This window comes from Mycolicibacterium sp. lyk4-40-TYG-92 (genome assembly GCF_030209435.1).
Taxonomy (GTDB): domain Bacteria; phylum Actinomycetota; class Actinomycetes; order Mycobacteriales; family Mycobacteriaceae; genus Mycobacterium.
Window position 1 is genome coordinate 87,827 of the sequence record NZ_JARVRX010000010.1, and the last position, 20,998, is coordinate 108,824.

Annotated in this window: 21 protein-coding genes; 8 read left to right on the forward strand and 13 right to left on the reverse strand. The window is 68.3% G+C overall.

Annotated features, from left to right (window positions below; translation table 11 throughout):
* Positions 1–27: 27 nt before the first annotated feature.
* Positions 28–1,827, reverse strand: a complete 1,800-nt coding sequence (locus QRN63_RS15200; RefSeq protein WP_267318177.1) for an acetyl/propionyl/methylcrotonyl-CoA carboxylase subunit alpha — start codon at positions 1,825–1,827, stop codon at positions 28–30.
* Between the two features lie 180 nt (positions 1,828–2,007).
* Here QRN63_RS15200 and QRN63_RS15205 point away from each other — a divergent pair, with 180 nt between their 5' ends.
* Positions 2,008–2,739, forward strand: coding sequence for an acyltransferase (locus QRN63_RS15205; protein ID WP_267318176.1), 732 nt, complete (start codon positions 2,008–2,010; stop codon positions 2,737–2,739).
* Between the two features lie 58 nt (positions 2,740–2,797).
* On the opposite strand, the gene QRN63_RS15210 is transcribed toward QRN63_RS15205, so the two are convergent.
* Together QRN63_RS15210 and QRN63_RS15215 are read right to left on the reverse strand one after the other, a co-directional pair.
* Positions 2,798–3,232, reverse strand: coding sequence for a SufE family protein (locus QRN63_RS15210; protein ID WP_502888140.1), 435 nt, complete (start codon positions 3,230–3,232; stop codon positions 2,798–2,800).
* A gap of 14 nt (positions 3,233–3,246) precedes the next feature.
* Positions 3,247–4,143, reverse strand: coding sequence for a sulfurtransferase (locus QRN63_RS15215; protein WP_285031535.1), 897 nt, complete (start codon positions 4,141–4,143; stop codon positions 3,247–3,249).
* Positions 4,144–4,266: 123 nt separating this feature from the next.
* Here QRN63_RS15215 and QRN63_RS15220 point away from each other — a divergent pair, with 123 nt between their 5' ends.
* The 5 genes from QRN63_RS15220 (at position 4,267) to QRN63_RS15240 (ending at position 9,212) form a co-directional block, all read left to right on the forward strand.
* A complete protein-coding gene (locus tag QRN63_RS15220; RefSeq protein ID WP_267318173.1) occupies positions 4,267–5,610 on the forward strand; it encodes a nucleotide sugar dehydrogenase in 1,344 nt (447 codons plus the stop codon).
* Positions 5,603–6,583 carry an NAD-dependent epimerase/dehydratase family protein gene (locus QRN63_RS15225; RefSeq protein WP_267318172.1) on the forward strand — a complete coding sequence of 327 codons (981 nt, stop codon included), beginning with the start codon at positions 5,603–5,605 and terminating at the stop codon, positions 6,581–6,583. Before QRN63_RS15220 ends, QRN63_RS15225 begins: the two co-directional genes overlap by 8 nt.
* 19 nt (positions 6,584–6,602) lie before the next feature.
* Positions 6,603–7,361, forward strand: a complete 759-nt coding sequence (locus QRN63_RS15230; protein WP_285031536.1) for a DUF4333 domain-containing protein — start codon at positions 6,603–6,605, stop codon at positions 7,359–7,361.
* Between the two features lie 64 nt (positions 7,362–7,425).
* On the forward strand, positions 7,426–8,784 hold the full coding sequence (locus QRN63_RS15235) for a TIGR01777 family oxidoreductase (protein ID WP_285031537.1): 1,359 nt from the start codon (positions 7,426–7,428) through the stop codon (positions 8,782–8,784).
* Complete coding sequence (locus QRN63_RS15240; protein ID WP_267318169.1) at positions 8,781–9,212, forward strand: SRPBCC family protein; 432 nt, start codon at positions 8,781–8,783, stop codon at positions 9,210–9,212. Before QRN63_RS15235 ends, QRN63_RS15240 begins: the two co-directional genes overlap by 4 nt.
* A gap of 15 nt (positions 9,213–9,227) precedes the next feature.
* Here QRN63_RS15240 and QRN63_RS15245 read toward each other — a convergent pair whose 3' ends face one another.
* From QRN63_RS15245 to QRN63_RS15290, 10 genes are all read right to left on the reverse strand, one after another.
* Positions 9,228–10,169 carry an SDR family NAD(P)-dependent oxidoreductase gene (locus QRN63_RS15245; protein WP_285031538.1) on the reverse strand — a complete coding sequence of 314 codons (942 nt, stop codon included), beginning with the start codon at positions 10,167–10,169 and terminating at the stop codon, positions 9,228–9,230.
* A 5-nt stretch (positions 10,170–10,174) separates the two neighbouring features.
* Positions 10,175–10,921, reverse strand: coding sequence for an anti-sigma factor (locus QRN63_RS15250; RefSeq protein WP_285031539.1), 747 nt, complete (start codon positions 10,919–10,921; stop codon positions 10,175–10,177).
* Positions 10,914–11,552: an ECF RNA polymerase sigma factor SigK gene (gene sigK, locus QRN63_RS15255; RefSeq protein ID WP_267318166.1), complete on the reverse strand. Its 639-nt coding sequence runs from the start codon at positions 11,550–11,552 to the stop codon at positions 10,914–10,916. The genes QRN63_RS15250 and sigK overlap by 8 nt, the downstream gene beginning before the upstream one ends.
* Positions 11,549–12,838, reverse strand: a complete 1,290-nt coding sequence (locus QRN63_RS15260) for an SAM-dependent methyltransferase (protein WP_285031540.1) — start codon at positions 12,836–12,838, stop codon at positions 11,549–11,551. Before QRN63_RS15260 ends, sigK begins: the two co-directional genes overlap by 4 nt.
* Positions 12,835–13,557 carry a DUF1365 domain-containing protein gene (locus QRN63_RS15265; RefSeq protein ID WP_285031541.1) on the reverse strand — a complete coding sequence of 241 codons (723 nt, stop codon included), beginning with the start codon at positions 13,555–13,557 and terminating at the stop codon, positions 12,835–12,837. The genes QRN63_RS15260 and QRN63_RS15265 overlap by 4 nt, the downstream gene beginning before the upstream one ends.
* Entirely contained in the window at positions 13,554–14,867 is a 1,314-nt protein-coding gene (locus QRN63_RS15270; protein ID WP_502888141.1) for an NAD(P)/FAD-dependent oxidoreductase, read from the reverse strand. Before QRN63_RS15270 ends, QRN63_RS15265 begins: the two co-directional genes overlap by 4 nt.
* Before the next feature lie 74 nt (positions 14,868–14,941).
* The gene (locus QRN63_RS15275) at positions 14,942–15,577 is read right to left on the reverse strand and encodes a Maf family protein (RefSeq protein WP_285031542.1); all 636 of its coding nucleotides are present in this window, start codon (positions 15,575–15,577) and stop codon (positions 14,942–14,944) included.
* Positions 15,574–15,846: an acyl-CoA carboxylase subunit epsilon gene (locus tag QRN63_RS15280; protein WP_410506085.1), complete on the reverse strand. Its 273-nt coding sequence runs from the start codon at positions 15,844–15,846 to the stop codon at positions 15,574–15,576. Before QRN63_RS15280 ends, QRN63_RS15275 begins: the two co-directional genes overlap by 4 nt.
* Positions 15,843–17,471, reverse strand: coding sequence for an acyl-CoA carboxylase subunit beta (locus tag QRN63_RS15285; RefSeq protein ID WP_267318162.1), 1,629 nt, complete (start codon positions 17,469–17,471; stop codon positions 15,843–15,845). The genes QRN63_RS15280 and QRN63_RS15285 overlap by 4 nt, the downstream gene beginning before the upstream one ends.
* A gap of 59 nt (positions 17,472–17,530) precedes the next feature.
* The gene (locus QRN63_RS15290) at positions 17,531–18,259 is read right to left on the reverse strand and encodes a class I SAM-dependent methyltransferase (protein ID WP_225433606.1); all 729 of its coding nucleotides are present in this window, start codon (positions 18,257–18,259) and stop codon (positions 17,531–17,533) included.
* A gap of 442 nt (positions 18,260–18,701) precedes the next feature.
* On the opposite strand from QRN63_RS15290, the gene QRN63_RS15295 reads away from it, so the two are divergent.
* Positions 18,702–19,850, forward strand: a complete 1,149-nt coding sequence (locus QRN63_RS15295; RefSeq protein ID WP_285031543.1) for a glycosyltransferase — start codon at positions 18,702–18,704, stop codon at positions 19,848–19,850.
* Complete coding sequence (locus QRN63_RS15300) at positions 19,850–20,995, forward strand: glycosyltransferase family 4 protein (protein ID WP_285031842.1); 1,146 nt, start codon at positions 19,850–19,852, stop codon at positions 20,993–20,995. The genes QRN63_RS15295 and QRN63_RS15300 overlap by 1 nt, the downstream gene beginning before the upstream one ends.
* Positions 20,996–20,998: the final 3 nt, after the last annotated feature.

A 20,998-nucleotide genomic window follows, 5' to 3' on the forward strand; every position in this document is an offset into this window, starting at 1 on the left:
CCCTGAGTCGAAACCAGCGGACCGGAACTAGTCCTTCAGCTCGGCGATGACGGTGCCCTGCGTGATGGCGGCGCCGGCCTCGACCGACAGACCGGTCACGGTGCCGTCCTTGTGCGCGGTCACCGGGTTCTCCATCTTCATGGCCTCCAGCACGACGATCAGATCACCCGCGGAGACCTGCTGGCCCTCCTCGACGGCGACCTTCACGACAGTGCCCTGCATCGGCGCGGTGACCGAGTCGCCCGAGGCGGCCTTGCCGCCGGCGGCGCCACGCTTGCGCGGCTTCGGCTTCTTCTTGATGGCACCGGTGGCTGCGCCACCGCCGCCACCACCGATGGCCAGATCGCCGGGCAGCGACACCTCGACGCGACGGCCACCGACCTCGACGACGACCTTCTGACGCGGCGTCGCGTCTTCGTCGTCCAGTGCCTCGCCACCGGTGAACGGCTCGACCGTGTTGTTCCACTCGGTCTCGATCCAGCGGGTGTGCACGTCGAACTTGTCGCCGTCACCGATGAAGGCCGGGTCCGAGACCACAGCGCGGTGGAACGGGATGACCGTGGCCAGGCCCTCGACGTTGAACTCCGCCAGCGCACGGCGCGAGCGGGCCAGCGCCTCGTCGCGGGTGGCGCCGGTGACGATCAGCTTGGCCAGCATCGAGTCGAACTGACCACCGATGACCGAACCGGTCTCGACACCCGAGTCCATGCGGACGCCGGGGCCGGTCGGCGCCTCGAACTTCGAGACGGGGCCGGGGGCGGGCAGGAAGCCGCGACCGGCGTCCTCGCCGTTGATGCGGAACTCGAACGAGTGGCCGCGCGGGGTCGGGTCCTCGGTGATGTCCAGGGCCTCGCCGTTGGCGATCTTGAACTGCTGCAGCACCAGGTCGATGCCCGAGGTCTCCTCGGTGACCGGGTGTTCCACCTGCAGGCGGGTGTTGACCTCGAGGAAGCTGATCAGCCCGTCCTGGCCGACCAGGTACTCGACGGTGCCGGCACCGTAGTAACCGGCTTCCTTGCAGATCCGCTTGGCGGACTCGTGGATTTCCTTGCGCTGCGCATCGGTCAGGAACGGCGCGGGGGCCTCCTCGACGAGCTTCTGGAAGCGGCGCTGCAGCGAGCAGTCACGGGTGCCGGCGACGACGACGTTGCCGTGGGTGTCGGCGATGACCTGTGCCTCGACGTGGCGCGGCTTGTCCAGGTAGCGCTCGACGAAGCACTCGCCACGGCCGAAGGCCGCGACGGCCTCACGGGTGGCCGAGTCGAACAGCTCGGGGATCTCCTCGAGGGTGCGGGCGACCTTCATGCCGCGGCCGCCACCGCCGAAGGCCGCCTTGATGGCGATCGGCAGGCCGTGCTCCTTGGCGAAGGCCAGGATCTCGTCGGCGTCCTTGACCGGGTCCGGGGTACCCGGCACCAGCGGAGCGTTCGCCTTGGCGGCGATGTGGCGCGCGGTGACCTTGTCACCGAGGTCGCGGATGGACTGCGGGCTGGGCCCGATCCAGATGAGCCCGGCGTCGAGGACGGCCTGGGCGAAGTCGGCGTTCTCGGACAGGAAGCCGTAGCCCGGGTGGATGGCGTTGGCGCCGGACTTGGCGGCGGCGTCCAGGATCTTGTCGAAGACGAGGTAGGACTCGGCCGAGGTCTGGCCGCCCAGGGCGAAGGCCTCGTCGGCAAGCCGCACGTGCGGCGCATCGGCGTCCGGCTCGGCGTAAACGGCGACGCTGGCCAGTCCGGCGTCCTTGGCAGCCCGGATGACCCGGACAGCAATCTCTCCACGGTTGGCGACTAGCACCTTGGAGATCTTGGAACTGGCGTGGTTGGCCACAGTGCCTCCTGACGGCGGTTCTCTAAGAAATGTCTTTAAGAATGTATCGCGTGCAGTGTAAGGCCTAACCGGCGGATCCCCACTTCGGGGAACGCGGGCGCCGGCACGTTTTCTTAGAGATCGCCCAAGCGACCCGCTTGACCCGCGCTTTCTCACCGAACATCTGCTTGGGTGATACTGGTGCCGCACCGGACCCGCCGGGGAGCCACGAGTAAGGGGACACCGTTGTTCGTCGAGCCGCAGGCCTCAGACCCCGAATTGATCGCGCGCAAGCGGGCGGTCAACCCGAACGTCCGTATCCCACCCAAGATGCAGTGGGTGACCGATGAAGACGGGAACATCCTCAAGCACGAGCTGCCGGGGGAGACGCTGTGGCACCGGATCCGGGACACCTACGCCGCCCTGTTCTACAGCTCGATCGTCACGCACATCCCGTTCCACTTCATCCGGCTGGGTTATCTCCGGCTGTTCGGGGCGAAGATCGGCAAGGGCTCCGCGATCAACCGCGGCACGAGCGTCTGGTCGATTCCGTACCTGGTGATCGGTGACCGCGTCTCGATCGGTTTCCGGTGCGTTCTCGACGCGCGGGCCGGCATCGCGATCGGCAACGACGTCGTCATCGCCAGCGACACGCACATCATCGCCGGCGGGCACGACATCAATCACCCCAACTTCGTGCCGGCACCGAACCCGCCGGACCCCATCGTGATCGACGACCACGTGTGGATCGCGACCCGGGCGATCGTCCTGCCGTCCCTGCTGGGCCGGGGCGCCGTGGTGGCCGCGCACACCGTCGTCAACAAAGAGGTACCGCCGTTCGGCATCGTCGGCGGCGTGCCCGGCAAGATCATCGGCCAGCGCAACCCGGATGCGCTGCACTACAGCGGCAAGTTCAAGCTGCCGTTCTTCTGAGCCGTCCCCCGGCGTCCTACGCCGCTTCCCGCAGGCGGTATCTCATTTGCCGCGTTCCTCAACGCGGCTCGTACCTCGCCGCTTGATCGTCACGCAGGCGGCGTTTGATGCGCGTCAGCATGGCCGACATACCCCGCAGACGCAGCGGGCTGATCAGCTTCGCCAGTCCCAGGTCCGCGTAGAAATCGTCGGGCACCGCGAGGATGTCGGACGCCGGCAGGCCATCCAGGCCGGCCGCGAGGATGGCCGCGAAGCCCCGCGTCGTCGGGGCTTCCGCCGGCGCGCTGAAGTACAGCCGCACATGCTCGGGGTCTTCGGCGTCGACGTGCAGGAACAACGGCGACTGGCACTCCGGCACCGGCTCCATCGCGGCTTCTTCGAGCGACGGCGGCAGCGGCGGGAGTTCGTTCGCGAACTCCAGCAGCAGCGCCAGCTTGTCCTGCCCCTGAACGTCGGCGAAATCCGACACCACCTCGGCCAGGGCTTCAGGCATGGGGCCGGGGACGGTCATGCGGAGCCCGGCGCCGGCCCCGGTTCCTCACCAACGGCGACGGGCACCCGCACCGCATTGCCCCACTCGGTCCACGAACCGTCGTAATTGCGGACGGCGGGCAGGCCGATCAGGTGCGTCAGCACGAACCAGGTGTGGCTGGAGCGCTCGCCGATGCGGCAGTAGGCGACGGCCTTGTCGTCGGGGGAGATGAAGCCGTACAGCTCATCGAGTTCGGCGCGCCCGCGGAACCGGCCGCTGTCGTCGACGGCCTTTGCCCACGGGATGGACCGCGCGGTGGGGATGTGACCGCCGCGCAGCGCACCCTCCTCCGGGTAGTCGGGCATGTGGGTGCGCTCGCCGGTGTACTCCTGCGGAGAGCGGACGTCGATCAGCGGCTCTTTGCCGAGGATCGCGAGGACGTCGTCCTTGAAGGCGCGGATCGGGGCGTCGTTGCGCTCGACCACCGGGTACCCCGTGGTCTGCTTGCTCGGGACGTCCAGGGTGGTGTCCCGGCCGTTGGTGATCCACAGGTCGCGGCCACCGTCGAGCAGACGGACATCCGGGTGCCCGAAGAGGGTGAACACCCACAGCGCGTAGGCCGCCCACCAGTTGCTCTTGTCGCCGTAGATCACCACGGTGTCGTCGCGGCTGATGCCCTTGCGATCCATCAGCGCGGCGAACTGCGCGCCGTCGATGTAATCGCGGACATGCGGGTCATTGAGGTCGGTATGCCAGTCGATCTTCACCGCGCCGGGGATGTGGCCGGTGTCGTACAGCAGGACGTCTTCGTCGGACTCGACGATGGCCAAACCGGGGCGTCCGATGTTGCCTGACAGCCAGTCGGCGGTCACCAGGCGATCGGGATGCGCATAGGTGGCGAAAGCGGGATGTGGGTCTGCGGGCAGCGGCACACTGTGAGCGTACCTAGGCCCGAAATGCGCCGCCGACCCGTAAGGTCGAAACTTGTTTGCGCGAGGACCGCTGCGGTATGACATCAGCCGTCTCCCACAGGGCTGACCGGAGGGATTGAGGATTTGCCAGAGAAATACGACGTCGGAATCATCGGCCTGGGATATGTGGGGCTGACGCTGGCCACTGTGCTGGCCGAGGCCGGCAACTCCGTCATCGGAATCGAGACCCGTCAGGAATTGGTCGATATGACCAATCAGGGTTTGCCGCATTTCACCGAGACCGGCCTGCCCGACGCCCTCGAGGGCGTCACCCGATTCGGGAAATTGAAGGCTGTCACCGCATTTGACGACAGCTTCTCGTGCGACACGTACATCATCACCGTCGGCACGCCGTTGTCGGCGGACGGTGTCGCGCGCGTCGACATGATCGAGGCCGCGGCCCGCGACATCGCCGGCAACATGCAGGACGGCGCGCTGGTCATCCTGCGTTCGACGGTCAAGGTCGGCACCACGCGCGACGTGGTGGCGCCGATGCTGGCCGCCAGCGGCAAGAGCTTCGACATCGCCATGTGCCCCGAGCGCACCCTGGAAGGCAAGGCGCTGCAGGAATTGCGCGAACTGCCGCAGATCGTCGGCGCCGACGACCCGGCGGTCGCCGACCGGGCCGCCGCGGTGTTCCGGAAACTCACCAGCTCGATCGTGCTGGTCTCCGATATCGAGACCGCCGAGATCATCAAATTGGTGAGCAACACGTTCCGCGATGTCCAATTCGCATTTGCCAACGAAGTCGCCCGGATTTGCGACGCCTTCGGGGTCAGCGCCTATGAGGTGATCTCGGCAGGCAAGCTCGGATACAACCGCACCAATATCCCGTTGCCGGGTCTGGTGGGCGGGCCGTGCCTGGAGAAGGACCCGCACATCCTCATGGAGAGCGTCCGCGAGCGCGGCGTCACCCTGGACATCACCGCCGCCGGCCGCCTGGTCAACGAGCGCCAGCCCGCCGAGACGGTGCGCTTCATCAGCAGCGAGATCGCGCGCCGGAAGCTGGGTGCCGACGGGCCGCTGAAGATCAACCTGCTGGGCATGGCGTTCAAGGGCCAGCCCGAGACCAGCGACCTGCGTGGGTCGATGTCCATCAAGGTGCTGAGCGAGTTGAAGGCGGCGCACCCCGATGCCGAGATCGGTGTCTACGACCCCGTCACGCCGAATGACGTTCTGGCCGAAGCCTTTCCGGGGCACAAGGTGTACAACCGGTTCGGCGACGCGGTCAGCGGCGCGGACGTCGTCGTCCTCGGCAACAACCACCCGTCGCTGGGCACCATCTCGCCGCGCACCATCAGCGAGTTCATCAGCCCCGACGGTTTCGTCTTCGACTACTGGAACCACTACAGCCACCTGCCGACCACCGAACTCGGCGACAGCTACTTCGCCGTGGGCCGCAGCGGAAAGGTCGTCGAGCGTGTCTGAGCGGGTCGTGGTCACCGGTGGTGGCGGATTCATCGGCGCCTACCTGGTCAAGCGGCTGGTGCGGGACGGCTGGCAGGTCGCGGTGGTGGACTCCATGGTCCGCGGCGATGCCGGCCGCTTCGCGGAAGTCGCTTCGGACGTCGAGCTTTTCACATGCGACGTCCGTGATCAGGACGCCCTCGAGAAGGCGTTCGCCGGCGCCGAGGTGGTCATGCACCTGGCCGCCATCAACGGCACCGAGAACTTCTACAAGCAACCGGAACTGGTGCTCGACGTCGGCCTGCGCGGTGCGCTCGCGGTGACCAACGCCGGCCGCGCGGCGGGGGTGCCGGACCTCATCGTCGCCTCGACCGCCGAGGTCTACCAGACGCCCGCGATCATCCCGACGCCCGAGACCATCCCGCTGATGCTGCCGGACAGCCTCAACCCGCGGTACTCCTACGGCGGCGGCAAGATCGTCAGCGAGCTGATCGCCTTCAACTACGGGCAGGACCACTACCGGCAGGTGCAGGTCTTCCGGCCGCACAACGTGTTCGGGCCGAACATGGGGTGGAAGCACGTCGAGCCCCAGTTCATCCTGCGGGCGCTGGGCTGCCAGGAGGCCGGTGACCCGACGTTCCCGATCCAGGGTGACGGCAGCGAGACACGCTCGTTCTGCTACGTCGACGACATCGTCCAGGGCATCTTGACGATGTACGAAAAGGGCGGCCACCGCGAGGTTTACCACATCGGCAGCGACGAGGAGCTCAGCGTCCGGGAGCTGGCGACGCGGATCGGCCGGGCCGTCGGCGTCGAGCTCGAGATCAAGCCGGGCGAGTTGCAGGCCGGCGGCACACCGCGCCGGTGCCCGGACATCTCGAAGATGCGGGCGCTGGGCTGGTCGCCGCAGGTGGCACTCGACGACGGGCTGGCCCGCACCGTGGCGTGGTACCGCGAGCACCGAAATGACGTGCCCGCAAATGACCTGATGTAGCGGGGGCACAATAGCGGCTATGAGGGCGCGCATCCTGGCACTGGTCGTCATCGCTGGGCTGCTCCTGACGGGGCTCGCGGCGCTGGTCTACAGCCTCACCCGGCCGGAACCGGAAGCCGTCCAGGCCAAGCCGTCGGCGCAGCTGCCGATGGTGGACAAGGCGTCGCTGGAACGGGCGATCCACGACGCCTTCACCAGCCAGCCGCCGCAGGCGGTGATCTGCGAGCGCGGCCTCATCGCCCGGATCGGGCAGAGCACGCGGTGCGACGTCACCATGTCACCGGCGTACGGAATCCAGCCGACCATCACGGTGTCCGGGGTCGACGGCGGCAAGGTCAGCTATTCGATGACCCCGGCGGTGTCCAAGACCCAGCTGGAGGCGGCGGTAGCGGACATGGTGACTCGTACGCGTAAGGCCGCGCCGGATGCCGTCGTGTGCCTGTCGGGGCTCGAGGGCAAGCAGGGTGCGGTGGCGTTGTGCGACATCACCGATGACGGGTTCACCAGCCGGCGCACCGCGCTGGTGAGCGAAGTGTCCGGCCTCGCAATGAATTACGGCCTGACGCCCGTGCTGGAGAAGTCCGTGGCGGAGAGCTCTCTCGCGGCGCAACTGGGGCAGAGCCCGGGCACGGTCAGGTGCGACGGGGATGTGGACAGCAAGGTCGGGGCGACCCAGCGGTGCACCGCGGTTGTCGGCGGTCAGAACCGCGCCTACACGCTGACGGTCACCGACGTCGCCGACGGCAAGGTGTCGTTCAGCTACAAGCCCATCAACTGACCGGACCCATCCGCCGGCCGGTTGGCTCCGAATCCCACCAGAGACCGTTCGACTCGGAGGTTCGATGGGAATCGAGTACAGCAGTGTGGTCGACGCGCCGCGCGACGACGTGTTCGCCTGGCATGCCCGGCCGGGGGCCATCCACCGGCTGCTGCCACCGTGGCAGCCGATGAGCGTGGTCGCCGAAGCGGCGTCGCTGGCTGACGGGCGCGCCGTGCTCGGCCTGCCCGGCGGGCTGCGCTGGAGCGCGCAACACAGTCCCGCCGACTACGCGCCGCCCGCACGTTTCGTCGACGAACTCGGTCGGGGCGGACTGCGTTCGCTGCCAACCGGTTTGGTCGGGCACTGGCGGCACGAACACTGCTTCGACGCCGTCGCCGACGGGCGCACCCGGGTCACCGATCGCGTCGATACGCCGGTCCCCGGGAATCTGCTGCAGCAGACGTTCCGGTACAGGCATCGCCAGCTGAGCGACGACCTGGCCGCCCATCAGTGGGCGCGCGAACACGGCGGGCGTCCAGGCTCGGTGGCGGTGACCGGGGCGTCGGGACTGGTCGGCGGCGCGCTGACCGCTTTCCTGTCCACCGGCGGTCACCGAGTGATCCGGTTGGTGCGCCGCGAACCACGCGACGACACCGAACGCCGCTGGGATCCCGAATCACCCGCCGAGGATCTGCTCGACGGTATCGACGCGGTCGTCCACCTGGCGGGCGCGTCGATCGCCGGCCGATTCACCGACGCGCACAAGAAGGCGGTGCGGGACAGCCGGATCGAGCCGACCCGCCGGCTGGCCGAGTGCGCCGCACGCGCGACCGACGGACCGGCGGTCTTCGTCAGCGCGTCGGCGATCGGTTGGTACGGAGCCGACCGGGCCGACGAGCACCTCGATGAATCGGCGCAACCGGGCGACGGGTTCCTGGCTGATGTCGTCGCCGACTGGGAAGCGGCGACGGCACCGGCAACCAGTGCCGGACTGCGCGTCGTCAACGTCCGCACCGGCATCGTGCAGACACCGCGTGGCGGCACGCTGCAGCTGATGCGGCCGCTGTTCGCCGCCGGTCTGGGCGGGCCGCTCGGCGACGGGCGGCAGTGGCTGTCCTGGATCGACATCGACGACCTGATCGACGTTTACCACCGCGCCCTGGTCGACACCGGGCTCTCCGGGCCGGTGAATGCCGTTGCGCCCCAACCGGTCCGCAACGCCGACTACACGCGGACCCTGGCTCGGGTGCTGCACCGTCCGGCCGTGCTGCCCGTGCCGCCCCTGGGGCCGGCGCTGCTGCTCGGCAGCCAGGGGGCCCGCGAGCTGACCATGGCCAGTCAGCGCGTGGTGCCCGGCCGGCTCATCGAGGCGGGGCACCGCTTCCGGCGCCCGGACCTGGAACAGTGCCTGCGCCACCAGTTGGGGAAGGCGGACCGATGATCGACGCGCAGCGTCAGGTCGTGGTGGCGGCGCCGGCGGCTGCCGTCTTCGCGTACCTGGCGGACTTCACCACCACGACGCAGTGGGACCCGGGCACCGTGCGCACTGAACGCATCGCCGGCGACGGCGGCGTGGGCACCCGCTATGTCAACACGTCCCGCTTCGCCGGCCGCACATCGGAAATCACCTACGAAGTGACCAGCGTGACGCCAGGGCAGTCGATCGAACTGCGCGGGGTCAATCAGTACCTGGTCGCACGGGACACCATCACCGTGGCCCCGCACGCCGACGGAACCGAGGTCACCTACCGGATCAGGTTCGCGTTCCAGGGGTGGCTGCGGTGGATCGAGCCCCTGCTCTCGCTTGCGGTGACGCATCTCCTCGACGACGGGGCGCGCGGGCTTCGGCGTGAACTCGCGCGAATCTGATTGCGCGGCAAGCTCTCACAGGCCGATGGCGGCGGCGCAGTACTGCCACACCTGCCGCACCTCGGCGTCGTCGTCGTGGGCGCCGGGCAGGTAGTGCGTGGGACGGATCCGGCGATCGTGCCAGAACTGCCCCGACTCCGGCGGCGGGTTCGTCGCCGTCAGCCAGACCGCGGTGTCGGCGGCCTGCTCGGGCGTCCGCAGGATCGGGCGCGTCACGCGACGGAACCCGGGCAGTGACTGGGCGACGCCCGGGGTGTCGGCCCAGCCGGGATGCATGGCCGCGACCGTCAGTTCGGGCCAGCGCTGCGCCAGCAGCGGTGTCAACGCCACCTGGATGCGTTTACTGCGCGCGTACGCCGTGGCGCCGCGGTAGGGCCCGCGCCGGTATTCGATGTCATCGACCGGAAGTGCCTGGGTGTACATGCCGCCGGAGGACATCAGGACGACCCGCGCCGCGGCAGACAGCGCCGGCCGCAGGAGCTCCGTCAGCAACACCGGCCCCAGGACGTGCGTGGCCAGCGAAAGCTCATGTCCGTCAGCGCTTTCTGTCCGCTCCTCGGGCATCACCCCGGCGTTGTGGATCACGGCGTCGAGTCGTGAGCGCCGGGACAGCAGATCCGCGGCGAACGACCGGACCGCGGCCAGGCGCGACACGTCGCACACCTCCACCGCCACGTCGGCAGCCGGCGCGACCGTCAGCACGTGGTGTCGCGCTGCTTCGCCGCGGGCCCGGTCGCGCACCGTCATCAGCACCGTCGCCCCGAGCGCCGCGAGCTCGGTGGCGATGGCCTTGCCGATGCCGGAATTCGCCCCGGTGACCAGCACGGTGCGGCCGGCGAGAGCGTTGTCCGGCAGTTCGGGTGTCCGCCAGAACTGTTGCCGCACAGCCAGACCCAGGCGGGAGTACCCCAGAACGACGGTGCGGTCGAGGAGATCGTCGAAGAAGGCGCCGACCATGATCGTCAGGTCAGCGAGACGACGACGACCGGGGTGCTCGTCGGCTGGCTGGATCCGGAGCCCGGCTCGACCGTCACGGCGACCTTGGCGGCCGAGTCCAGCGCCGGTATCACCTCGCCGCCGGGCGGTGGCATGGTGTCCGCGCTCATGGTGCCGGCGGACCGCGGGGCGCCCGACGCCGGGATGAACCACATCTGGTAGACGTGGCCTGCCGGTGGTGCAGGCACATTCGCCATGGCCACCACAACGGCGTTCGCCTGTTGCGACGCGCTGAGGGTTATCGTGCCCCCGGCGACCTCCGCGGAGAAGGTGCGGATGTCGGGATTGGCCAGCACCTGCGAAACCGTCGGTTGCCCAGGGTGATCCCTGAAGCGTTCGGCGACCACCGTGGTGCCGATGACGACCGCGCAGATCACCGCGGCGGCCGCCGCGAGCCGGACGATCAACCGGCGGCGCCGGCTTCGCTTGAGCGCCAATTCATCCGAACTGCGCTCGGCGGACTGGAGGCCGATGGCCTGCAGGATGCGCGCGCGCAGTTCGGCCGGCGGCGTCAGGACGTCACCCGCGGTCAGCAATGCCATGGTCTCCTGGGTGTCGCCGACGATCCGGGCGAACGCCTGCGCGGTGTGCGGCGCGGCGACGCCCAGGCGGCCGGCGATGTCCGAGCGCTCGGCTTCGGACACCGCATCGAGTGCATATACGTACGCCAGATCGAGCAGTTGCTGTTCGTCGTCGGTGTAGCTGTCAGGCATCGGTGCCCACCCCCAAGCAGTTCTTCAGGCGGATCAGGCCGTCCCGGATACGGGCCTTGATGGTGGGGAGCGTGACGGCCAGGTGCTCGGCGACCTCCCGATAGGTGTGCCCGCTGTAGTACGCCAGGCCGATGGCTTCGCGCTGGATGGCGGTCAGTCCATTGAGGCAGTCGGTGACCTCCTGCTCATCGAGTCGCTGCCCCACTTCATCGGCGACGGTGTCGTGCTCGCGGCCGAGACTCGAGGCGCCGTAGGCATGGTTGCGGTCGGCGGCCGACTGTTCGGAGCGGACCCGATCGATGCTGCGGCGGTGGGTCAATGTCATCAGCCAGCCGATCGGGCTGGCCAGCGCCGGGTCGTATTGTCGTGCCGCCGAGGACCACACCTGCAGGAACACCTCCTGCACGACGTCCTCGGCGAGTGTCCTGTCCCGCACGACGCGATAGGCGAGGCCGAACACCCGTGATGAGGTCTGGTCGTAGAACTCGGTGAAAGCCGCACTGTCGCCGTCGGCGATCGCGGTGAGCAGAGCTGCGCGGTCCGGCTCACCCTCCATGCGGGAATCGTCGCACGGCTGCGCCGGAACCGGAGCGATCTGCCGCAACCTGTCGGATCCGGACGGCGTGCTCACGATCGCGCCTTAGGCTGCAGGACCAGCTGGTGCAGGTCCAGGTAGCCCGAGGCGAAGCCCGCCTCGGAGTAGGCGAGGTAGAAGCGCCACATCCGCCGGAAGATGCGGTCGAATCCCAGCGCGTCGGCGCCGGCGCTGTTGGCGGTGAATCGCTGCAGCCACAGTCTGAGGGTGTGGGCGTAATGCGGTCCGAACGAATGCCGGTCGGTGATGCGCAGTGCGGTGTGTGCGGTGACCGACCGTTCGATGAGCTTGACCGACGGCAGGAATCCGCCCGGGAAGATGTACTTGTGCACCCAGGTGTAGGTGTCGCGGGAAGCCAGCATCCGCTTGTGCGGCATGGTGATCAGCTGCAGGCCGACCCGGCCGTCAGGCTCGAGGAGGCGCTCGATCGTGCGCAGATAGGCCGGCAGATAGCGGTACCCGACGGCCTCGATCATCTCGATGGAGACGATCGCGTCGTACGTGCCGGTGATGTCGCGGTAGTCGCACAGCTCGACGGTGATCCGGTCTGACAGCCCGGCGGCGGCAATGCGCTCCCGGGCCAGCAGCTGCTGCTCGCGCGACAACGTGACGGTGTGGACGTGCGCGCCGCGCTGCGCCGCCCGGATCGCCAATTCGCCCCAGCCGGTGCCGATTTCGAGCAGTCGCGTGCCGGCACCGATGCCGGTGGCATCCAGCAGCCGGTCGATCTTGCGGTGCTGCGCGGCGGGCAGCTCGCGCCAGTCCGGCGCCGGGTCGAGCGTGTCGAACAGCGCGCACGAGTACGTCAGCGTCGGATCGAGGAACATACTGAAGAACTCGTTGGACAGGTCGTAGTGATGGGCGATGTTCGCGCGGGTATCCGCCCGCGCCCCACGGTGGTTGCGCGGTGTCTGCGGCAGCAGGACCGAGCGCAGTCCCTGGAGCGCGGCCGGCACCACCGTGTCGATGCGGGACGCCAGTGCGGTGAGTACGGCGGTGAGCTCGGGCGCGGACCAGTCACCGACCATGTACGCCTCGCCGAAGCCGATGAGGCCGCTATGCGCGATGCGGCCGAAGAAATCATCGGGACGGTGCAACAACATTCGCGGTGCGGCCGGATCCTCGGCACCGGCCGCACCCTGGACGGTGCCGTCCGGATACTCGACCCGCAACGGCAGGTCGCGTACCGCGGCCCGGAACAACGCCCGCGTGACGGGCGCACCCAGCCGCGTGCGCAGACCGCTTGGCACCTGCGCGATCTCGGTCCACCTGGCCGGCAGGAACGGATCGTACGCGGCACCGTCGTGGAGTTGATTCGTCATAGGGCGGCCTCCTGGGGTCGGGGGTGCAGTGGCAGTCCGCGCGCCCAGAGGCGCATGCCCTGCCAGCGGATGCGGGCGAGGACCAGCAGCGGCGCCAGCGGCGCTGCCAGTGCGGTGGTCAAAACCGTTGCGGGACGGGCGGGATGGACGGACCCGGTCCAGGTGGCGGTCAGCACCACCCCGCCGGACGCGTCGAGCAGGGTGACCGCCACGCCGAGCCGGCCCCGGGTGGGTTCGGGGACGCGTAGCACGTATCGACCACTGACCGGGTTGAAGGGCGAGACGTAGAACACCTTGGGCACGACGACCTCGCCGCGATGGTCGGCGCGCAGCAGGTAGCGGTGGCGTCCGCCGTAGGTGTTGTGCACCTCGGCGACGGCACAGACGAGGGCGCCGCCGGCGTCGTGGCACCAGTAGACGGTCAGCGGATTGAACACGAAGCCGAAGACCCTGGCATTGGCCAGCATTCGGATGTGGCCGCCGCCGAGGTCGATTCCGTGGTCGCCGAGATAGGCCTCGACGTTCTCGCGCAGTGTGCGGCGCGGATCGCCGGCATGGTCGGCGGCGCGGAATCCGGCCAACGGCCGCAGCAGGCGGGGTAACTCGGGCACGGCGTCGAGGTCGACCAGCCAGCTGTAGCTGCGGTAGGTGAACGCGTGCCGCACCGGAACGGTGCGAGTGTGGTGGATGCGGGTTCGCACGATCTGTGGTGGGCTCATGCGAGATTCCCCGCCGGACGCAGCAGGGGCGGCACCGACCCGCTCCACCTGCCGCCGAGGCGCTCCGCCGCGGCGACGCCGGACACCGCGCCGTCTTCGTGAAAGCCCCAGCCGTGGTAGGCACCGGCGAACGCCAGCCGGTGATCACCGAGCGTGTGCAGGCGCTGTTGCGCGGCACGGAACTCGGGGGAGTACTGCGGGTGGTCGTAGAGCATGGTGGCGATGACCTGGCTCGGGTCGACCCGGGCGCCGCCGCCCAGTGTCACCACGAACCGCCGGTCGGTGCTCCCGTCGAGTCGCTGCAGCCGGTTGAGGTCGTAACTGACCAGGACCTCGTCGGCCTGGACGGTGCAGGACGGCATCCGGTAGTTCCACGACGCGCGAGCGCCACGGTGACGCGGCAGCAGCGACGTATCCGTATGCAGCACAGTGTGATTGATCGAGTACCGCAGAGCACCGAGGATGTCGGCCTCGTCCGCCGTCGGCTGATCCAGGATCGACAGGGCCTGATTCGGATGGGTCGCGATGACCGCCGCGTCGAACTGCTCGACCCGGTCTCCGTCGTCGCGCACCAGCACGCCGTCTGTGTTGCGGGTGACGGTGCGTACGGGCACGCCGAGGCGCACCGACGGCAGGCGCGCGGTGACGGCTTCGACGTACCGTGCAGAGCCCCCGGTCACCGTCCGCCAGGTCGGCGAACCGAACACCGTCAGCATCCCGTGGTGGTCGAGGAACGCCAGCAGGTAGCCGACGGGGTAGTCGAGCGCGACGTCCGGGGGACATGACCAGACCGCCGCCACCAACGGCACCATGAAGTGCGCGACGAAGTATCCGGAAAACCTCGCGGCCCCGAGGAATTCGCCGAGCGTCCGGCCGTCCGCAACACCGCGCGCCAGTTCGGCGCGGGCAAGCCGGTGGAAGCGCGTCACCTCGGCGAGCAGGCGCAGATAGCGCGGGGAGACCATCGCGCCCGGGCTGGCGAACAGGCCCGCCAGGCCCTTTGCGCCGGCGTACTCCAGGCCGCACCCTTCGCAGCTGACCGACATCGACATGTCGGATTCCTGTGTCCGGACACCGAGTTCGGCGAACAGCCGGAGCAGGGTGGGATAGGTGCGGTCGTTGTGCACGATGAAGCCGGAGTCGACGCCGACGAGGTCGGCGCTGCCGCGGCGGGCAGGCAGTTCATGCGTGTGGGCGTGACCACCGCATCGCGGTTGTGCCTCGAACAGGGTGACTTCCGCGTCGCGCGCCAGCACCCAGGCCGCGGTGAGCCCCGATATGCCGCTCCCGATCACTGCAATCCGCCGCACTGTGCCGTCCTTCCTGGTTTGTCACCAGGAGTTCGGTGCGGGATGCGGTGCGGATAGGTGGATTCGGGAAAAAACTATGTGGGCCGGTTCGCGGCCCACAGCTCGGCGACCGACACCCCGAGCCGGGCCAGCATGCGGCGCAGCAGTGGCAGGCTCAGGCCGATGACGTTGGAGGGGTCGCCGTCGATGCCGTCGATGAACCAGCTGCCCAGGCCGTCGAGCGTGAAAGCACCTGCGACCCACAGGGGTTCGCCGGTGTCGAGATAGGCATCCAGGTCCGCGGTGCTGGGCTCGCCGAAACGCACCGTGGTGGAACCGAATTCGGTGACCTGATCGCTGATGGCGCCGTCGTTCAGGCGGAGCACGCAGTGGCCGGTGTGCAGGACGGCGCTGCGGCCGGCCATCGAATGCCATTGCCGCCGTGCCACATCGGGGGAGCCCGGCTTGCCGGTCAGCCGGCCGTCGAATTCGAGCATCGAATCACAGCCGATCACAACGCAATCCGCCGACAGGCTCGCGTCGAGTGCTTCGGCGACCCGCTGCGCCTTGGCTGTCGCCAGGGCGCGCACGACGTCACCGGGACCGGCGTCGCCGAGAGCCGCGATGATCGCGTCCTCGTCGACGTCGGACACCAGCACGACGGGTTCGACACCGGCCCTGCGCAGCACGCTGAGCCGGCCCGAGGAGGCCGAGCCCAGAATGAGTCTCATCGCCGGATGAAGGTGCGCTCCACCAGCGTGACCAGCTGCCAGCTGGTGTACGCGTACCGCAGCTTGGACACCGGGTGGCCCCAGTCGTTGCGGTCGCCGGCTTCGGGGGCACCGCCGCCGCCGGAGGCGCTGGCCAGCACCGTCACCAGGGCCGCGAGCTCCTCGTCGGACGGGTTGCCCTTGACGACCTCGAACAGCGGCGCGACAGGCGCTTCCGGCTGAACTTCTGCTGCTGACACGACTTCGGCTTCTGACACGTCGGCGCTCACAGGGGGATGTTCCCGTGCTTCTTCGGCGGCGTCTGCACGATCTTGCGCTCCAGCAGACGCAGCGAGTTGGCGATGTAGCCGCGGGTGTGCGACGGCGGGATGACCGCGTCGACGTAACCACGCTCGGCGGCAACGTACGGGTTCACCAGGGTGTCTTCGTACTCCTGCTGCAGCTGCAGGCGGAGGGCGTCGACGTCCTCGCCGTTGGCCGCGGCAGCCTTGAGCTCGGAGCGATAGACGAAGCCGACCGCACCCGAGGCACCCATGACGGCGATCTGGGCCGTCGGCCACGCCAGGTTGACGTCGCAACCCATGTCCTTGGAACCCATCACGCAGTAGGCGCCGCCGTAGGCCTTACGGGTGATGACGGTGATCTTGGCGACGGTGGCCTCACCGTAGGCGTACAGCAGCTTGGCGCCGCGGCGGATGATGCCGTTGTACTCCTGCTCGGTGCCCGGCAGGAAGCCCGGGACGTCCACCAGCATGATGATCGGGATGTTGAAGGCGTCGCAGGTGCGGATGAACCGCGCGGCCTTCTCCGAGGCGTTGATGTCCAGGCAGCCGGCGAACTGGGTCGGCTGGTTGGCCACGATGCCGACCGGGCGGCCGTCGATGCGGCCGAAGCCGATCACGATGTTCTGCGCGTAGCCCTGCTGGATCTCGAGGAACTCGTCGTCGTCGAGGATGCGCGAGATGACCTCGTGCATGTCGTACGGCTGGTTCGGCGAGTCCGGGATCAGCGTGTCCAGCTCGAGGTCCTCGTCGGTGAGGTTGTCCTCGACGGCGCCCGGGTGCGGCGGCGCGGGGAAGCGCGGCGGCTCGGCGTAGTTGTTCGGGGGCAGGTAGCTCAGCAGGTCGCGGACGTAGTCCAGGGCGTCCTGCTCGCCCGAGGCGACGTAGTGCACGGTGCCGGACTTGGCCTCATGGGTGTGGGCGCCGCCCAGCTCCTCCATGGTGACCTCTTCACCGGTGACGGTCTTGATGACGTCCGGTCCGGTGATGAACATCTGGCTGGTCTGGTCGACCATGATGATGAAGTCGGTCAGCGCGGGCGAGTACACGTGGCCACCGGCCGCGGCACCCATGATGAGCGAAATCTGGGGGATGACACCCGACGCCAGGATGTTGTTGCGGAAGATGCGGCTGTACAGGCCGAGCGAGACCACACCCTCCTGGATGCGGGCGCCGGCGCCGTCGTTGATGCCGATCAGCGGGCGGCCGGTCTTGATGGCCAGCTCCTGGACCTTGACGATCTTCTCGCCGTAGACCTCACCGAGGCTGCCGCCGAAGACGGTGGCGTCCTGGCTGAAGATGCAGACCTCGCGGCCGTCGATGGTGCCGTATCCGGTCACCACACCGTCGCCGAGCGGGTGCTTGTCGGCCAGGCCGAAGTTGGTGCTGCGGTGCTTGGCCAGCGCGTCGAGTTCGACGAACGAGCCCTCGTCCAGCAGCGCCAGGATGCGCTCGCGGGCGGTGAGCTTGCCCTTCTGGTGGACCTTCTCCACGGCGGCCTCGCCGACGGGGTGCAGGGTCTCTTCGGTACGCCTACGCAGGTCTTCCAGCTTGCCTGCGGTGGTGTGGATGTCGATCGCCTTGTCCACCGGTGGCTCGGTCACGCTCGTCATGGCGACGATGTTAACGGTTCTCTAAGAAAGTTGTGAAGTTGGGGTGCTCGCTCGGCGGGTCACGCCGGTTTGCGCAGCACCACAGCCGCGAAACTCGTGAGCGCCGGCACCGGGTGCTTGAGAAGGAAGCGGCTCTTTGCGCGCTCGAGGGCGTCGAGCGGGGGGAGCACACGGTAGTAGCCGTGGCCGTAGGCGCCGGACCAGGATTCGACCTGGAAACCCACGCTCTCGTAGCGCTTGATGGCCTTCTGGGTGGGGCCGGTGGTCCAGCGGTAGTAGGCCGGGAACTTCTCGTGGTGCGGGTTCTGCAACCGACCGGGCTGCAGCTTGCCGATGACGGTGCGTGCCGCCTGTTCCGGGATGAGCAGGTTCACCACGAACGGGAACGCGAACAGCGTCGGGAAGAAGTGCACCGAAAGTCCGCCTGGCCGAAGGAGTTTGAAGCAGTTCTCGTGGAACGTGCGGGCGTCGGGCAGGTGTTCGCAGAGCATCTTGGAGAACACCAGGTCGTACGCGTTCAGCTCATTGTCGATCGGCTTGCACAGATCGGCGACGCGGGTGTGCACGCGGCTGTTGGCCTTGGCCAGTTCGGTGGCCGAGATGTCGATGACGACGCGCTCGTCGGCGAAGCTCCAGTCGTCCCCGCCGATGATCGGGTTGGCGCCGCCCCCGAGTTCGGCGACGGCCTTGACGCCTTCGCGCTCGGCCAGGGTGCGGACAGACTCGTCGTAGCCCTGCCAGAGGGTGTCGAGGTCCTTGTAATGGACATCCACGTGTGTACCGCTCATTTGCGCACCGTTCATAGATTTTTCCGCCCCCGCGGCTTGCACGTCCTGCCTAAGCAGTTTGCTGGTAAGTCAATATACACTTCCCGCGCGGTCCCCGCCGGTGATCTGGGTTGAACACCGTTCAGGCTGCGGCATTTGCTGAGCGAGCCGTGAGCGTGACCGCGCCCGATTGCCTGAGCCGGGCGATAATGCCTGGTCGGGCCGTCGGTATGCGGGGGTCGCCGCGCCGGTGCGGTACCGCGGAACGCGGACCGGGGGTACCGATTCACCCTTAGCTGGTCCGGTATACACGCAGCGCCGCGGGCGCGCCCTGCGCAGGCTCGATGCATTTAGCTTGTCATTTGCGTAAGTTTGCGGTTCGATATGCGTGCCCGCTGTTTTCGGGTAGCTGACTCTACGACCGCGAAACGATCAGCAGATCGGCGCAAGGGGATATTCAACAGTGCATTCGACGCGCAAGTACGACGGAGTGGACGGGCCCAAGGTGGCCATCGCCCACGACTATCTGACCCAGTTCGGCGGCGCGGAAAAAGTTGTCCTGTCGATGACGAAGGCGTTCCCGGACGCCCCGCTCTACACGATGCTCTACGACCCCGAACTGACCTACCCGGAGTTTGCTGACCTGGACATCCGGGTGTCGGCGCTCAACAAGGTGGGTCTGGCCCGCAAGTACCACCGGGCGGCGCTGCCGATCTATCCGCGCGTCGCCGAGTCCATGTACGTCGATGCCGACGTCGTGCTGGCGAGCTGCAGCGGCTGGTCGCACGGCTTCCGCACCAACGGCAAGAAGCTCATCTACTGCTACAACCCGGCGCGCTGGCTGTACCAGACCGAGGCCTACCTCGGGGACCACGCGAACCCGATCAAGCGCCTGGGCCTCAAGCTCACCAAGAAGCGCCTGCTGGACTGGGACCGCCGCCAGGCGCTCGCGGCCGACAAATACCTCGCGATCTCGACCATGATCAGCGGGTACGTCAAGAAGGCCTATGACATCGACGCCGAGGTGATGTTCGCTCCGGTGGCGATGTCGCGGTCGTACGCCGTCGAACCCGTCGAGGAACTCGAGGACAAGGTCGATCTGGGCGATCCGGACGGCAGCTTCTACCTCGTCGTGTGCCGGCTGCTGCCGTACAAGAACGTCGACGTCATCGTGCGGGCGTTCGCGGGTAGCGACCGGCAGCTCGTGGTGGTCGGCAACGGGCCGGAAGCCGAGCGGCTGCGGTCGATGAAGACCGACAACGTGACCATGCTGCACAACCTCACCGACGGGCAGATGGCCTGGCTCTACAAGAACTGCCGGGCGCTGATGTCGTCGAGTTTCGAGGACTACGGCCTCACCCCGATCGAGGCGGGCGTGTGGGGCCGGCCGAGCGTCGCGCTGCGGTTCGGCGGCTTCCTCGACACCATCGACGAGGGCACCACCGGCCTGTATTTCGATGAACCGCAACCGGATTCGGTGCGCGAGGCGCTGGACCGATTCGAGTCGGCGACGTGGGATCAGGAGAAGATCAAGCACCACGTCTCCCAGTTCACCGAGGACGCGTTCAGCGCTCGACTGCATGAAGCGGTCGACAAGCTGGCCGGGTGCTGATGGCGCCAGACGCGACTCCGGTCGCCACGCTGAAGGACTACCGCCTGGTGTACGTCGGGCCGGCCGACCACGAGACGGCGGTCGGCGACTACGCCGAGAACCTGACGCGTGCGCTGCGGCCACACGTCGGCGAACTGGTCGAGCACCGCACGCTGGGACCGGGCTCGGACAGCGCGCGGGAAATCCTGGGGCACCGCCGCGCGGTGGCGAAACTGGTTGCCGGCGGTGAGCCGGGCCGGGTGCTGGTGCACGCCGAACTGGCGGCCGGTGCGGTGTCGGCGTTCTGGTCCATCGCGGGGTTGCGCGGGGTTCCGGTGACGGCGACGGTGCACGATCCGCCGCAAGGCATCTGGTGGCCTGGGCGCACGAAGTTCGTGGCCCGGCACAAGCTGGTGATGCACGGGCTGCACTACCCGCTGCGTCCGGTGTCGCGGATGCTGGAAGGCATGGTCAACGGGGACCGGACGCTATTCGCGCTGAGCCAGATCGGTGCCCAGTCGATTCGCGACGTGTATCCGAACACCGACGTGGCCTACGCCCCTTACCTCGTCTGCGAGCGGCCCAAGGTCCGCCCGGTGATCGAGCGTCCCAAGGCAGTGGGTTTCTTCGGACACGTCTACCGGGGCAAGGGTTTCGAGCAGATCGCCCGCATCCGCCGCGAGTTGCCCGACGACATCGTGATCCGGGTGGCGGGCCGCGGGACCGAGGCGCTGCCCGGTGGCCCCGGTGTGGAGATCGTGGGTGCGGTCGACGGCGCCGCCGAGGATGAGTTCTTCGATTCGGTACGCGCCGTGGTGATTCCGTACGGCAAGCGCCATTTCTACGCCGAGACCTACCCCGCGTCGTCGGTCGCGGCACACGCCATGGCCTACCGCACCCCGGTGGTGTGCACCGACTACGGCTCGCTGGCCGAGTTCGGCACCGAGACCGGCGCGGTCGTGGTGCCCATGGACTCCGACGATCCGAAGGCGCTGCCGGCCGGGTTCTCGGCGGCCATCGAGGCCCTGCTCAATGACGAAACCAGGCTCAAGGAACTGGAGGCGAACGCCGAGCGGACCCGCCAGGAGCGGTCGCCGGAGAACGTCGCCGCCGCCTATGCCGCAAAGTGGTCGGAGATGCTGACGCGCCAGGGCCGGCTGCACTGACGA